We start from the raw sequence: 14,580 nt of genomic DNA, 5'->3' as shown, positions 1-14,580 counted from the left end.
CAGGTGAACTTAATGATTCAATCACTTAAACGACTCGATCGCAATATTTGGATCCGCTTCCTCGGGGAGACGATTACCGGCGTCATGATGTTCATGATTGCGCCGTTTCTTGTCCTCTATTACAGCGACAAACTCGACAGTTATATCCAGGTCGGGGTCATCATGGCGACCGGGCCGATCATGGCCCTGATCGGTTCGGTTGTCGGCGGACGGCTCGCGGACCTGTACGGCCGCAAACCAATCATGATGATCGCCATCCTCGGCGATGCGCTCGCCCTCGTCGGCTTCGCCTTCGCCGAGACATTCTGGCCGCTTCTCCTCTTGAACGCCATGCTCGGCTTGACGAACTCATTGTTCCATCCGGCCGCGAGCGCGATGGTGGCCGACGTGACCGAACCGGAACAGATGAACGAGGCGTTCGGCCTGTTGCGAATGGGCCATAACATCGGGGCTGCGCTCGGACCGCTCCTCGGCAGCGCCGTCCTCTTCATCGACCGGCAGTATATCTTCTACTCGGCCGCGCTCGTCTTCGTCTTGTATGCGCTCGTGCTCGGTCGTTACATCCGGGAGTCGCTCCCGGAGACGACCGAGGCCGACACACCGTCGAACCGGGACGTGCTACGGGTGTTCTATAACGACAAGGTGTTCCTCGTCTTCATCTTCGCCGGCGTATTCATCTCGATGGGCTTCTCGCTCATCGAGAGCATGCTGCCCCTGTTCTTGCGAGAGTCGATGCCGTCGTTCACCGACCGGGAGAACCCGTTCGCCTACATGCTTGCCTTGAACGGCATCATGGTCGTATTGTTCCAGTTCCCGATCGCCTCGAAGCTCGGACGTAAACCGTTCGGCAACGTCATGCTCGCCGGGGCGACCATCTTTGGGATCGGCATGATCTTGATCGCGGTCATGCCGCGTCTCCTCTACTCCCTCGGGACACCGTACCTCATCCTCGTCAGCGTCTTGCTCGCGGTGTACGCATTCTATACGCTCGGTGAGATGATCATGTCCCCGGTCCAACAGACGTTCATCGCCTTGATTGCTCCGGAGAATATGCGCGGTGCCTACAACGGGGCCGCCAGTATCCAATGGTTGATCGGCGGGGTGACGGCTCCAATCATGGCCAGCCTGTTCTTCGACCAGCGGGCCGGCCATATCGCCTTGATTCTCGTCGGGGCGGCCAGCTGTGTGTCAGGCCTCATCTACTGGCAGCTCGGACGTCGCGTCAGTGCGGCCGAGGCGAAACAGAAGACGGCATGACCCATATAAATCACACTGAACCTAGTCGTTTAGTGTGATTTTTTATTTCGTTTCAAGTTCATTAAATTTTGAATATTTGCTTCTATTATTCTTTACAAACATAATGATTCTTTTTATGATAATACGGTTAAGGAGGGATCTTTCATGGAAAGGATCGATAAACAGAAAATTGTGGACAGCGTGCCGCAAAAAGGTTTTTTCGGACAGCCTAAAGGGTTGTTCACGCTATTCTTCACGGAGTTTTGGGAACGGTTCTCGTATTACGGCATGCGTGCCATCCTCGTCTTCTACATGTATTACGAGGTATCAGACGGCGGTCTCGGTCTCGACCAGAACGTCGCCTTGTCCATCATGTCAGTGTATGGCGCACTCGTCTACATGTCGGGGGTCATCGGGGGATGGCTCGCTGACCGTGTGTTCGGGACGTCCCGTGCCGTCTTCTTCGGCGGTGTGTTCATCATGCTCGGTCATATCGTGCTGTCGATTCCCGGCAGCCTGACGTTCTTGTTCATCTCGATGGCGTTGATCGTCATCGGGACCGGTCTCTTGAAACCGAACGTCTCGAGCATCGTCGGTGATCTTTACAATGAGACGGACCGTCGTCGTGACGCCGGGTTCAGTATCTTCTATATGGGAATCAACCTCGGTGCCTTCATTTCGCCGTTGATTGTCGGTGGAGTCCAAAAGAGTTACGGCTTCCATTGGGGCTTCGCGCTCGCCGCGGTCGGGATGTTCATCGGTCTCGTCGTCTTCATGGTCACGAAGAAACAGAACCTCGGTCTCGCCGGTTCATACGTGCCGAACCCGTTGACTCCGTCTGAAAAGAAAAACGCGATCAAGTATACGACGATCGCGGTCGTCCTTATCGGTGGTCTGTTGGCCGTCTTGATTCCACAAGGATTGTTCACGATCAACACGTTCATCGGTCTCGTCGGTGTGTTCGGGATCGCGATTCCGACGATTTATTTCATCGTCATGTATCGCAGCCCGAAAACGACGGAAGTCGAGCGGTCACGGATTATCGCCTACATCCCGCTCTTCATCGCCTCGGTCATGTTCTGGGCGATTCAAGAGCAAGGCGCGACGATTCTCGCCAACTACGCCGATCAGCGGACCGACCTTGAATTTTTAGGGTTCACGTTGTCACCGGCCTGGTTCCAATCGCTCAACCCGTTGTTCATCATCATGCTCGCTCCAGTGTTCGCATGGCTCTGGGTCCGTCTCGGTGACCGTGAGCCGAGCATCCCGACGAAGTTCGCCTTCGGGATTTTGTTCGCAGGACTCAGTTTCTTGGTGATCTTGCTCCCGGCCTACTTCGGTGGCCCGGACACGCTCGTCAACCCGCTCTGGCTCGTGCTCAGTTACTTCATCGTCGTCCTCGGTGAGCTCAGCCTGTCGCCGGTCGGGCTGTCGGCGACGACGAAACTCGCCCCAGCCGCTTTCTCGGCCCAGACGATGTCGCTCTGGTTCTTGTCGAACGCGGCGGCGCAAGGGATTAACGCCCAGCTCGTCCGATTCTACTCACCAGAGAACGAGATGCTCTACTTCGGGATTATCGGTGGAGCAGCGATCGTACTCAGTATGATTTTGTTCGCTCTCGCCCCGGTCATCAAAAAGTATATGCGCGGCATCCATTAAGCGTAAAAGCCCATTCCTCGGACGAGGAATGGGCTTTTGTGCGCTGTGCTTATTTACGGACTTGGATGAGCGACAAGTAGCGGTCGATCAAGTCGTGGTTGAAGTAATCATGGAACCGGTCTGACTTGAGCGATTGAATCGACTCATGGAACGTCGCCGGGAGCGATGAGATGCCTTGGCTCTCGATCTGCTTCGCCGAGTACTCGAACAAGTCGTCCTCGTTCGGTGCCGACGGCTCGAGCTGTTGCTCGATGCCCTCGAGTCCGGCATAAATCAAGGCCGCGAGCGCGAAGTACGGGTTCGCACTCGGGTCTGGGTTACGGACCTCGACGCGTGTCGCGCTTCCGCGTGACGCCGGGATACGAATCATCGAACTGCGGTTCGATGGGCTCCAACAGATGTTGACCGGTGCCTCGAAACCTGGCACAAGACGTTCATACGACTCTGGGAGCGGGTTCGTAAAGATGGCCGTCGCACGGGCATGCTTTAAAATCCCTTCGATGAAGTGACGAGCCGTGAGCGATAGACCATAATCCGACGCCGGCTCTTCGAACGCGTTCACCGTCGGCTTGCCGTCCTTATCGTTCTTCCAGACCGAGATATTGAGGTGCATCCCCGAACCGTTCACGTCACGGAGCGGTTTCGGCAAGAATGACACTTTTGCACCTTTCTCTTGGGCAGCCAATTGCACGATCTCTTTAAAGAACTGGATGTTGTCGGCCGTGTGGAGCGCGTCATCATATTTGATGCCGATCTCGTGTTGGGCCGGTGCGACTTCGTGGTGGACCGCCTCGATGTTGAAGCCGACCTCGCTCAAACGGTTGGCGATATGTTGGCGAACCTCATACCCTTTGTCTTCTGAGCGTGTCGAGAAGTAACCGGCCTCATCGTAAAACTCACCATTCTCGTCGAAGATGAAGAATTCCGGCTCGGCGCCGACGAAAATCGAGTAGCCGTCACGTGCAGCCCGCTCGAGGGCATCCTTCAAGACGTTGCGCGGGTCGAACTCGTAACGTTCGCCGTCCGGTGTGCAGACGTCACAGAAGAAGGCGAGAATGCTCTCGTCCCCGTCCTGCTCGTAACGTGGACGATCTAAATCCGGTCTCAAGAATAGGTCCGAGTTTTTGATGGAAGAAAAACCGGCGATGGATGAACCGTCAAACATCGTCTTCCCTTCAAAGACTTCCGGCAACAATTTTGCAGAGAGAGTCAGTAGCTTCAAGTCTCCAAGCACGTCGGAGAAATACATGTGGATTTGGGTGATCCCTTTCTCCTGAACCGTTTTTTCAATCTCTTCTTGCTTCTTCCTGTTGCCATCCTTGTCTGTTCCGAATAGATTAGCCATGATTCTAAAAAACCTCACTTAAGTTATTTGACAGATCAACACTGTCATGACGTACCTTGCGTACGCTTCTCCTTAAGTCATAACCGACTTTAAAAATTGTTAAACCCCTAATTTTATTCTTTTGGTTGAAAGTGGCTCATTCCGCCGTCGCTTGTTATGATGGGGAGAGACTGAAAAGAGAGGAAGAACGCTGTGAATATTTTTATGACCGGTGCGACCGGATTTTTAGGAGGACGGCTCGCCCGCGAGCTGATTCATCGTGGACATACGTTGTGCGTCCTCGCCCGCACACCTGAGAAAGTGGAGGCGATGTTCTCACGGGACGAACTCCGCTCCATCACTGTCTTGGCCGGGGATTTGACGGCCCCGTTCCTCGGAGCGGACGAGCGGTTCATCATCGACCATGACCGTTCGTTCGACTTGGTGCTCCATATGGCGGCCCTCGTCAAATTCGATGAGGAACTCCGGGAGGAACTGTTCGAGACGAATTTGACCGGGACGAGACAAGCACTCGCGCTCGCGAAGACGCTGCATTGCCCTCGCTTCTTCCACGTCAGCACCGCGTACACGCTCGGAGCGCGTGAGATCGGTGATGAGACGCTGTATGCGACCGACCAGACGTTCCATAACCCGTACGAGGAGAGCAAGGCGCACGCTGAACAGGCTGTCTGGGCGGAACGAGACCACCTCGATGTCTCAATTTTCCGTCCCGCCATCATCGTCGGCGACTCGAAGACCGGTGAGGCCGACTCGAAGTTCACGATGTATGGCTATATGCGCGCGCTCGAAGTGTTCAAGCGCCGCCTTGAGCGCCGCGGGGCACCGGATGGACCAATCCGTCTCCTCGGGTCTGAGACCGGCACGTCGAACCTCGTCCCGGTCGATTATGTGGCTGACGTGCTCCTCGCCGCCATCGAACACGCCAAACCCGACACCATCTATAACGTGACGAACGATGCGCCGCCGCGCAATGTGACCATGCTCGACTATATGAAGCAAGCACTTGCATTCCCGCACTTGAAAATCACGGAAACCGCGACGTCTTCGCTCAGCCAAGCCGAGCAGACGTTCAACGAGATGGTGAAAGTGTTCAACCCTTACTTGAACCGAGATATCGCGTTCGACGACGCCAACACGAAACGTCTATTGCAGGACGCAGGGTTCAAACCGCTCGATTTGAACGAGCGCTCGCTGCGCCGGATCGTGAACGCCTATTACGAGACGAAATAACGAAAAGAGCCGGAACTGACGAGGTCAGTTCCGGCTCTTTTTATGACTTGTCGCAGACGAGGACGATTTTCCCGGCCTGAATCTCCCCTTCGAGCGATTCAACCATCTCTTTCGTCAGACCGAGGCTTTCAAGCTGCTCGATGCGGTCGTCCGAATTTTTCGTGAACTTCGACATGAGTGACTCCCACAGCCCTTTTTCGGTGATGCGGTATGGTTGCACCCCCGCCTCTGCGGCAAGCCGCACCGTTAATTCTTCATCTCTCGCAAATAAGTAAATGTGCTCGTTGACACATCCTCCTGACACCATCCCGTTCACTTCATGGTCGACCGAGGTCATATCCCGCACGATTCTTGTTTCTAACATATTCATCCTCCTAAACGTCCGCTGATCTAAAATCGAATAATATACTATTCCCGAAAAATGAGTCACAAAACCCATTTCACTCAGCGATTTGAAAAAGAGGGGTTCAAGAAAACGTCGCGATCCAATCCTCGATCCCGAAATGGTCGACGATGCCTTGGATGCGGGCCCGTTCATCCGATTCAGACGACACCTCTTCGCGACTAATCCGAACGATATTGATGCCGGTCTGCCAGTCGATTTTTCCAGACCGATAGCCTGCCTGTTGCAACAACCCGGCGACAATCTCGAGCTTCTCGCGCTCGGTTGATTTTAACGTGTGGCTCACTTTCACATATGACACCCCTTCCCGTTCCAAACCGTATTGTATCACAGGCACAGACGACAGATGCGACAGCGATTTCTTTGATGCTATACTACATATAATGAGACAAGGAGTGATGTTGATGCCGAGACAGGATATGAACACGATCATGCTCGACTATATGAACGAGAAGGAAGATTACGAGGCGTTCGCCGCCAAGCTGAAGTTACTCCTCAGCGAGCTGTTGAACGACGCCGGCATCCAGTTCCATTCAATCGTCGCCCGGGCCAAGGAAGCGGAGAGCCTATATGCCAAGCTGTCCCGCAAGCCATATCAATACCGGTCGTTGCGGGACGTCCAAGATTTGGCGGGAATCCGGATCGTGACCTATTTCCACGACGATGTGCGAGCCGTGGCCCAAATCCTCGAGGACGAGTTCCGGATCGACCGCGAACAGTCAATCGATAAATCCACGTTGCTCGACCCGAACGAGTTCGGGTATTTGTCGGTCCATTACGTCGTCGGCTTGAGCGACACGCGGCTCGCCCTCGGGGAGTATCGCCGCTATGAAGACAAAGAGGCCGAGATTCAAGTCCGGTCCATCTTGCAGCACGCATGGGCCGAGATCGAGCATGACCTCGGTTATAAGAATCCGAACGCCGTGCCACCGGAGATTAAGCGCAGCTTCAGCCGCGTAGCGGGGCTCCTCGAGATTGCCGACTCCGAGTTCGTCAATATCCGCAAGCAGTTGCGGACGTTCGAGCAAGAGACCGTCGAGCGGATCGTCGAATCGCCGGATAAGGTGAGTATCACCCGGGATAACTTGAACTACTATATCGCCAATGACGTCACCGTTGAGAAGCTCGACAACGCCATCTTCCAGAGCGATTGGCTACTCGACACCGACCTGTCGACAATCATTGAACTGACGCGCATGTTCCATTACGCGGAGATTCGAACGTTCCAAGATTTGAGTGACACGCTCGACCTCTACTTCAATCGGGCCGTCCAATGTGCGACGCTGTTGCCATCGTCCCTCCTGCCCCGACAAGGGATGGGTGTCGTCTACGCCGTCCTCGCGAAATTGCTCGCAGAAGGGGATGACCAGCAGATTGAATTCTTCTTCCGACGCTTCTATCCGGATTTGAAGCATTACGATGAGGTCATCCAAGAACTTCGTACCCGAGAAGAGCCATCATAACTTTACAGACTTCATGTTTTTGTTGTAGAATGTTTTTATGTTCTGAAATATATGCAAATAATGATATTTTATGTAGGAGGTACTCTTGAGGATGACAACACCTGTACAAACAGCATCCCGCCGCCAGCTCGTCGCCGATGCTGAGCGAGGGATTCGCATGAACTATCGCGGAGTGAAAAAGAACCTCCGGTCGATGTTCTCACAATACTTGACGCGAAACGAATTTTTCATCCTTCGCTCGCTTTGTCAAAACAGTCCTCAAATCGCCTCGGCTCTATCGAACGAGTTCCAATTCTCGGCTTCGATGATTACCGCTCTCGCGGATGAACTCACGAAAAAAGGGTTGATTTCCCGTGAACGCAGCGAACGTGATCGTCGTGTCGTTGAATTGCAAGCGACTGAAGAAGGCCGTGCCTTGTTCGAGACACTTGAAGACATGAAAATCGAGTATTTGATGGACGTGTTCACTGATTTCTCAGATGACGAATTGATTCTTCTGTCAAAACTGCTTGACCGAATGGACGCATAAGAACGACTGGGCCGATTATCGCGGCCTGGTCGTTTTTTGTTTCGCCCCGTCACGACGTAAAACCCCGAGGGCGGTCCAGCCGCACTCGGGGTTTTTCTTGATTCAAGTCTTGGCGATCGCCGTGACGACGATTCGGTCTCGGTATCCGTACTCGGGGTCATAAGGACCCGCACAAGTGATCAGCTGGAGCCGTTCCGCCTGGGTCGCCGCAAAAATCGAGGCGAGCGGGACGTCTTCGAGCCGATACCGTTCGACGGAGACGACCTCATACGCGATTGCCTTTTTGCCACGCTGGAGCGTCACCGATTCTCCGAGGCGTAATTCGCCAAGGTTCGCGAAGATGGCCGGACCACTGAGGTCATCGAGATGACCAGATAGGACCACGTTTCCGGTCGCCCCTGCTTTCGCTCCGTACCGATACCAGCCGACCTCATCCGTCTCGGTCGGGGTATCCATCCGGTCGAGTCGGTCTTTCCCGACCGGTTGGATGACCGCGTTGACATCAATTGACGGAATCTTCAGTCGTTTCGGGATAAACGTGTCGGTACGGAATGACTGTCGATCGATCTCGGTCGCTGCTAGGACGAGCGGTTCGGCGAAGCCGACGGTCGTCAATTTCGCGTCCGCGTCCGGTGCGTCTGCGCCCGGTGCAATCATGAGGAACGATAACGTTCCGATGAAGAGTAGCTTAAGCGTCTTGCTTCTGACGACGAAAGACGTAGAAGCCAGCTGCTGCTGCACCAAGAACCGCTGCTGCGAGCAACCAGTTCATCGATGCTGTCTGAGCGAGACCACCTTGACCTGTGTCAGGTGCTCCAGCCATTTCCCCTCCGTCTGCTGCGAGGAGGACTTCAAACGCTGGTTCGCCTTCAAGGAGTCCGATAGCGAACGCCGTGTAGTTTTTACCACCTTCGAGAGCGACACCGTCAAGCGCCTTCACGACGTCAGTCGCTCCAGCCGGACGGACTTCGAGGTCATACGTGCCAGCGTCGAGTGTACCGTAGTCACTCACTGCTTTGAACTCGAGGTTCGAGAAGAGTGGGTCGCCACCTTTAGGAGCGACATCGACTGCCGGTGCGTCAGGTGCGAAGTGAGCGACACGGACTTTTGATTTTCCATCTTCAAAGTTCGCATCGTCTTCCATTGCTGCGATCTCGATGTTTTCAAGTTGACCGATTGCTGCCGCTGTGTAGAATTTGCCTGCTTCGATTGAGAGGTCTGCCGCAACGACGACCGTCTCTGCATCACCAGCTGGCTTGATTTCCACGTTGTAATCCCCAGCCGGGAGAGTCAAGTAGTCTGTGAGCGCTTTGAACTCTGCGCCTTCGACCGCGACTTCACCGTTGACGTACACGTCTACCGCTGGTGCGTCAGGTGAAGCGTGGAGTACACGTACCATTGCGTTCTCGTGTCCATCTGCACTGACCGGCACGATGAGTGCGAACGCCAAAGCGAGTGTACCAAGTAAAGACATCAATTTCTTCATGTGAAATTTCCTCCTTTTTCTGCTTGGGTTGACCGATTGACTGCATACAACAAGTTTGATGCGGTGCTGCAATGTGTGCTACATCTGATTGCTATGTAGCTGGTGACATCTTAAATTTAAGACAACGGAGCAACGGCGTAAAGACGACGGTGTGCTCTTAATATGTCGTTCAGCACATTTACAAGAAACCGTTTTCTTTACATTAACCACACTTCCCCTTCCCTATTGTTTAAAAACCCCGTAACGCGTAACGTTACGGGGTTAAATGTGCTTTTGCCCAGTCGATGTCATTCACGAACACCGCGTCGACCCCGAGTTGAGTGAAGCGCTCTAGATCGTGGACTGTTTTAACGGTATACGGACGCACCGACAGACCTTCGTCCTGAAGATGAAGAATTTCTGTATCCGTCATCGTGAGGACATTCGGATGAACGGCGTTCGCGCCTACCTTCTTGCAATATGCGACAAGGTCATAGAGCGGTTGGGCCAACAATACGGCACACTCAATTTCTGGAGCCAATTGATTCAGACGCTGGAGCGTCGAATGGTTAAAAGAAGAGAACATGACTTGTCCAACGGGAACACGCTGATTTCGAATGGTGTCAAGCAAGAGTTGTTCAATACCGGGATACCGCTCGATATCCGTTTTGATCTCGAGATTGAGGACCATCGATGTCCCCCGGCACAAATCGATCAGTTCATCTAGCGTCGGTATCTGTTCTTGGACAGCGAACGTGACACCTGCATTATAGCCTCGCAGCTCCGATAACGTCATATCGGCGACACGTCCACGCCCATCTGTCGTCCGATTGATCGTCTCGTCGTGAATGAGGACGAGCTTCCCGTCCTTTGTCATGTGAACGTCCGCCTCAATCCCATCGCTTTGTGCTTCGAGCGCTGCCCGGAATGCCGTCATCGTATTCTCCGGATGATGGGCCATCACCCCTCGGTGCGCGAAAAGTTTCATTGGTTTTCGCCTCAGTTCGTTTTGTATTTGTTCGTCAAATAGCGGATGAGCGGGCGGACCGAGATGTCCTCTCCGGTCACTTGCTTGATAAGTTCGTTCGGCGTCAGCGCTTTCCCGTGACGGTGGACGTTGTCCTCGAGCCACTGTTTGATTGGACCGAACGTGCCCGTACTGACGAGCGTCTCGAAGTCAGGAAGCTCGTTCCGGAGTGATTCCGTCAATTGAGCGGCGTAAATCAGACCGAGGGCATAGCTCGGGAAGTAGCCGAACGACCCGCCGGCCCAGTGGACGTCTTGCAGGACGCCTTTCGCGTCACTCGGCACATCGACACCGAGATATTCCTTATAGAGCGCGTTCCAAGCCGCTGGCAACTCGTCGACTGACAAATCACCTTGGATGAGTTTTTTTTCGAGCTCATAGCGGATGATGATATGCAGGCTGTACGTCAGTTCGTCCGCCTCGATCCGGATGAGCGACGGTTTCGCCTCGTTCACGCCGGCATAGAACGTCTCAAAGTCCACGTCCTGCAACTGCGGATGCTCGGATTGAAGGCGCGGATAGACGCTCTTCAAAAACGCCTCGCTCCGTCCGACAAAGTTTTCAAAGAAGAGGGATTGCGACTCGTGGATGCCCATCGAGGCACCGCCCCCGAGTCCGAGTTCGTCGAGGTCCGAGTCGATTTGCTGTTCGTACGTCGCATGACCGGCCTCGTGCATCGTACCGAACAAGGCGTTGCGGAAATCGGTCTCATCATATTTCGTCGTGATGCGCACATCACGGCGGTTGATTGTGATCTCGAACGGATGCACGGTTGCATCGAGACGGCCGCGCGTCAAATCATAGTCGACGACACGCATCCAGTCCTCGCACAGGCGTTGCTGGACGGCCTTGTCCATCGACCAGTCGAGCCCTTGGACCGGTTCAGGCAGTTGACGGATAAGCGGGACGAGTTCGTCGCGCAACGTCCGGAACAATTCATCGAGCTGGTCGACGGTCATCCCTGGCTCGTAATCGTAAAGGAGCGCATCATACGGATGCGACTCGTAGCCGAAATAATCGGCGAACTTCCGCTGAAATCCGATGATCTTCTCGAGATACGGGGCGAACATGTGCCAGTCGTTCTGGTCCTTCGCTTTCTCCCACGCCGTCTCGGCCTCAGAGACGAGCGTCACATACGCCTGATATTCCGAAGACGGGATTTTGGCATTCCGTTCATATTGGGTCTTGGCGACCGCCACCGAACGCAATTCGATTGGCGTCAAGTCTTCCGTCTCGGCCATCTCGGCCAATAGCGCCTTGAACGGTTCGCTCGTCTGGCGTTTGAACGCTTCGGTCGACAGATACCCGATCGTCTCGGCCCGGAGCGGTGCCGACTGTTCCGGCATCTGGGTGCGCATGTCCCAATATAGTAAAGAGATCGCCTCGTCGAAGGCACGCAATTGTTTGAAATGGTCACGCCACTGCTTTGTTAGTTCCATTCTGATTCCACCCCTATGACAGTTATATCGTTACTTCTTTACTTTAATACAGTCGACGCGCGTTGCCTATTGTTTCGGTGCATCGGTTTTCCGCTCATAGGCGAGCGGTTGTGTCGCCGGTCCTTCCAACACGTTTCCTTTCGTGTCGAACCGTGAACCGTGACACGGACAATCCCATGAACGTTCCGCATCGTTCCAATTGACGGTACATCCCATATGGGTACAACGCGTCGAGACGAGATGGCACTCGTTGTCGAGGTCGCGGTACGCGCCGACCTTCTTGCCGTCGACTTGGACGATACCGCCCTCATCGAGTTGCAAGTCGTCAAGCGAGCCTGGTCGTTCCAGTGATCCTTTCACGAATTGGACGGCCGTGTCGACGTTCGTCTTCAAAAACTGCCCGACATCGGCCGGTTTCAATTTTGAACGTTGCGGGTCCAACAAGTCGTTGAATCGATTCGGCTGTCCGGTCAAACGGTCGGCCAGCAACAGTCCGGCGGCGATTCCGTTCGTCATCCCCCATTTGGCAAAGCCGGTGGCGACGAACACGTCCGGCTCACGGCTGAACATCTGCCCGACGTACGGAAGATGGTCCAACGTGATCAAGTCTTGGGACGACCAACGGAAACTCGCCTTCTTAGTCCCGAAGGTGTCATGGGCGAAGCGGTCCAGGCGGTCATAGCGCGAGCGGGTCTCGGTGACGTGCCCGCTCAAGTGCCCTTCGCCTCCGACGAGCATGTACGTCTTGTCACCTTCCTTGAACGTCCGGAACGACCGGCTCGGTTGATCCACACTTAAATACATGCCGTCCGGAACGGGCTGTACCGTCTCACAGGCGACGATATAGGAGCGCTCGACCTCGAACTTCGAAAAATATAGCCCGCGGATGTCATTGAATGGATAATGCGTGGCGACCACGACCTGATTCGCCTGAACCCGTCGACCTGTCGACGTTGTGACGATCGGACGCGGCCCCGAACTGATCTCGGTCGCCCGTGTCTTCTCGTGCAGTCTCCCGCCGGCCGCAACGAAACGGTTGGCGAGCTCATGTAAGTATTTGACCGGATGCATCTGGGCCTGACCGCGAATGACGACCGCTTGTTTGACCTCGAACGGGAGGACCGCCTTCACTTCCTCGGTCGCGTCTCCACCCGGTAGCTCAAGTTGTGCATATGCCTCGCGCTCGGCGACGAGTTGACTCGATCCGTCGATCGAGTATAAGTAGGAATCTTTCGTCTCGAAATCGATGTCGAACCCGTCTTCGACCTGGTGCCGCAAATACGCGAGTCCCTGCTCGTTGAACTCGTAGTAGCGGCGCGCCGTCTCTTGATTGAACGTCCGAATCAATTTGGAGTAGATGGCCCCATGCTGAACGGAACATTTCGCAGTCGTGTGGCCGGTCGTCCCCCGGCCTATCTCGGCCGCTTCGAGCAAGACGACTTGTTTGCCACGTTGCTGTAGCTCATATGCCGTGACGAGTCCAGCGATGCCTGCCCCGATGACGACGATGTCACAAGAGACCGAGCTCTCGAGTCGTGGATAAGGTGTCGCTACATTGTGCTGACGCCAAATTGAATTGGTGAATGGATGACGATGCATAAACGTACCTCCTTCAGTAAGTTAAGTGTCTGTTACTGTGTATACCCCTTCCAATTCATTTCATACGCCTCAATTATTGACCTGATTCTTGATTTTGAAGACGATTTCAGGAGGCCTCATCCATTATGGTAGAAAAGTAAACAATGAAGGAGCGATTATCTAGTGAAACGAAACCGCAGACACCGAAGAAATACGTACATCATGAGGCGACTTTTTGTCGGCCTCGCCATGATCGGGCTACTCGCCATTATCCCCGCATTGATCGGCTTCAAACAAGAAACAGAACCAAAAGTAGCCAAGTCGTCCGCGGCCACCGTGCCGGTCGAACAAGGGCCGTCGTTCCCCGAGATTCCAATCAAATCATGGACGACTCAACCACTCGTGTCGTCTGACACGGCCGATCTGCTCGTCGGGTCGATGGCGTTCGTCAATTTGACGGATGGGCAGGTGTTGATTGACAAGAACGGTACCGACCGCGTCTTCCCGGCCAGTACGACCAAGCTGATGACCGCGCTTCTCGCTTATGAGAAAGCCGTCGCCGAGAAGGAACTCGATCAAAACGTGGTCCTCGTCAAAAAATCAACGTTGGACATTCCTTGGGACAGCCATATCGTCCATCTCGCGGTCGGTGACCGCTTGACCGTTCGCCAGGCCCTGTATGCGACATTGCTCGAATCAGGAAATGACGCGGCAAACAGTTTGGCCGAATACGTGAGCGGCTCGACGAATGAGTTCGTCGACTTGATGAACGCACGCGCCCAAGTCCTCGGGCTGACCGGGACCCAGTTCCGGAATGCCCATGGCTACTCGGACCCCGACCATTATACGACCGCGCTCGATATGGCCCGCATCACGTATGCGTTCGGCACGTATCCCGAGCTCGTCGAGATTGCCGGGACGTATGAGTATGAGGCGAAGTTTGAAGATGCAACCGGAAACCAGAAACGACGCTGGTGGTATCATCTCGGGTCGGCCGTCAACGAGCGGAGCATCCATTACTCGAAACTCGTCACAGCCACGAAGACGGGTTATACCGATGAATCGGGCTATACGATGGTGTTCTTGATGGAGCGGGACGGGAAACAATACGCCCTGGTGACGATGCAGGCCAAATCGGGACAGACGTTCCCGACGATGCGATCGGTCGAGGAAATCGCGTTCAATCTCACCACCGAGTGATTCAGT

14 protein-coding genes are annotated in these 14,580 nt (G+C 54.4%); 6 read left to right on the top strand and 8 right to left on the bottom strand.

Annotation, left to right across the window (positions count from 1 at the left end; genetic code table 11):
- Positions 1-12 precede the first annotated feature (12 nt).
- Both KNO58_RS03670 and KNO58_RS03665 read left to right on the top strand, forming a co-directional pair.
- Complete coding sequence (locus KNO58_RS03670; protein ID WP_214751936.1) at positions 13-1,257, top strand: MDR family MFS transporter; 1,245 nt, start codon at positions 13-15, stop codon at positions 1,255-1,257.
- A gap of 144 nt (positions 1,258-1,401) precedes the next feature.
- Positions 1,402-2,895 carry a peptide MFS transporter gene (locus KNO58_RS03665; protein WP_214751935.1) on the top strand — a complete coding sequence of 498 codons (1,494 nt, stop codon included), beginning with the start codon at positions 1,402-1,404 and terminating at the stop codon, positions 2,893-2,895.
- A 49-nt stretch (positions 2,896-2,944) separates the two neighbouring features.
- On the opposite strand, the gene KNO58_RS03655 is transcribed toward KNO58_RS03665, so the two are convergent.
- A complete protein-coding gene (locus tag KNO58_RS03655; RefSeq protein WP_214751934.1) occupies positions 2,945-4,240 on the bottom strand; it encodes a glutamine synthetase family protein in 1,296 nt (431 codons plus the stop codon).
- Positions 4,241-4,432: 192 nt separating this feature from the next.
- Here KNO58_RS03655 and KNO58_RS03650 point away from each other — a divergent pair, with 192 nt between their 5' ends.
- Complete coding sequence (locus KNO58_RS03650; protein ID WP_214751933.1) at positions 4,433-5,470, top strand: SDR family oxidoreductase; 1,038 nt, start codon at positions 4,433-4,435, stop codon at positions 5,468-5,470.
- A gap of 40 nt (positions 5,471-5,510) precedes the next feature.
- On the opposite strand, the gene KNO58_RS03645 is transcribed toward KNO58_RS03650, so the two are convergent.
- Both KNO58_RS03645 and KNO58_RS03640 read right to left on the bottom strand, forming a co-directional pair.
- A complete protein-coding gene (locus KNO58_RS03645; RefSeq protein WP_021067491.1) occupies positions 5,511-5,834 on the bottom strand; it encodes a YflT domain-containing protein in 324 nt (107 codons plus the stop codon).
- 103 nt (positions 5,835-5,937) lie between these two features.
- A complete protein-coding gene (locus KNO58_RS03640) occupies positions 5,938-6,165 on the bottom strand; it encodes a hypothetical protein (protein WP_214751932.1) in 228 nt (75 codons plus the stop codon).
- A gap of 112 nt (positions 6,166-6,277) precedes the next feature.
- Between KNO58_RS03640 and KNO58_RS03635 the strand changes: the two genes are divergently transcribed.
- Both KNO58_RS03635 and KNO58_RS03630 read left to right on the top strand, forming a co-directional pair.
- Complete coding sequence (locus KNO58_RS03635) at positions 6,278-7,336, top strand: GTP pyrophosphokinase (RefSeq protein WP_251026069.1); 1,059 nt, start codon at positions 6,278-6,280, stop codon at positions 7,334-7,336.
- A 91-nt stretch (positions 7,337-7,427) separates the two neighbouring features.
- A complete protein-coding gene (locus KNO58_RS03630; protein ID WP_214751930.1) occupies positions 7,428-7,865 on the top strand; it encodes a MarR family winged helix-turn-helix transcriptional regulator in 438 nt (145 codons plus the stop codon).
- 102 nt (positions 7,866-7,967) lie between these two features.
- On the opposite strand, the gene KNO58_RS03625 is transcribed toward KNO58_RS03630, so the two are convergent.
- The 5 genes from KNO58_RS03625 to KNO58_RS03605 form a co-directional block, all read right to left on the bottom strand.
- Positions 7,968-8,606, bottom strand: a complete 639-nt coding sequence (locus tag KNO58_RS03625) for a class F sortase (protein ID WP_260570940.1) — start codon at positions 8,604-8,606, stop codon at positions 7,968-7,970.
- The gene (locus tag KNO58_RS03620; protein WP_021067496.1) at positions 8,554-9,351 is read right to left on the bottom strand and encodes a DUF4397 domain-containing protein; all 798 of its coding nucleotides are present in this window, start codon (positions 9,349-9,351) and stop codon (positions 8,554-8,556) included. The genes KNO58_RS03625 and KNO58_RS03620 overlap by 53 nt, the downstream gene beginning before the upstream one ends.
- 253 nt (positions 9,352-9,604) lie before the next feature.
- Positions 9,605-10,318, bottom strand: coding sequence for a glycerophosphodiester phosphodiesterase (locus KNO58_RS03615; RefSeq protein ID WP_214751929.1), 714 nt, complete (start codon positions 10,316-10,318; stop codon positions 9,605-9,607).
- An 11-nt stretch (positions 10,319-10,329) separates the two neighbouring features.
- Positions 10,330-11,796, bottom strand: coding sequence for a carboxypeptidase M32 (locus KNO58_RS03610; protein ID WP_214751928.1), 1,467 nt, complete (start codon positions 11,794-11,796; stop codon positions 10,330-10,332).
- A gap of 66 nt (positions 11,797-11,862) precedes the next feature.
- Positions 11,863-13,395, bottom strand: coding sequence for an FAD-dependent oxidoreductase (locus tag KNO58_RS03605; RefSeq protein WP_214751927.1), 1,533 nt, complete (start codon positions 13,393-13,395; stop codon positions 11,863-11,865).
- 201 nt (positions 13,396-13,596) lie between these two features.
- On the opposite strand from KNO58_RS03605, the gene KNO58_RS03600 reads away from it, so the two are divergent.
- Complete coding sequence (locus tag KNO58_RS03600; RefSeq protein WP_214751926.1) at positions 13,597-14,574, top strand: D-alanyl-D-alanine carboxypeptidase family protein; 978 nt, start codon at positions 13,597-13,599, stop codon at positions 14,572-14,574.
- The last annotated feature ends 6 nt before the right edge of the window (positions 14,575-14,580 follow it).

The sequence above is a fragment of the Exiguobacterium sp. J17977 genome (assembly GCF_018616375.1).
In the GTDB taxonomy this organism is placed as follows: Bacteria; Bacillota; Bacilli; order Exiguobacteriales; family Exiguobacteriaceae; genus Exiguobacterium; species Exiguobacterium mexicanum.
Note: the sequence above shows the minus strand (reverse complement) of the source record. Positions and strands in the feature narration are given on the sequence as shown.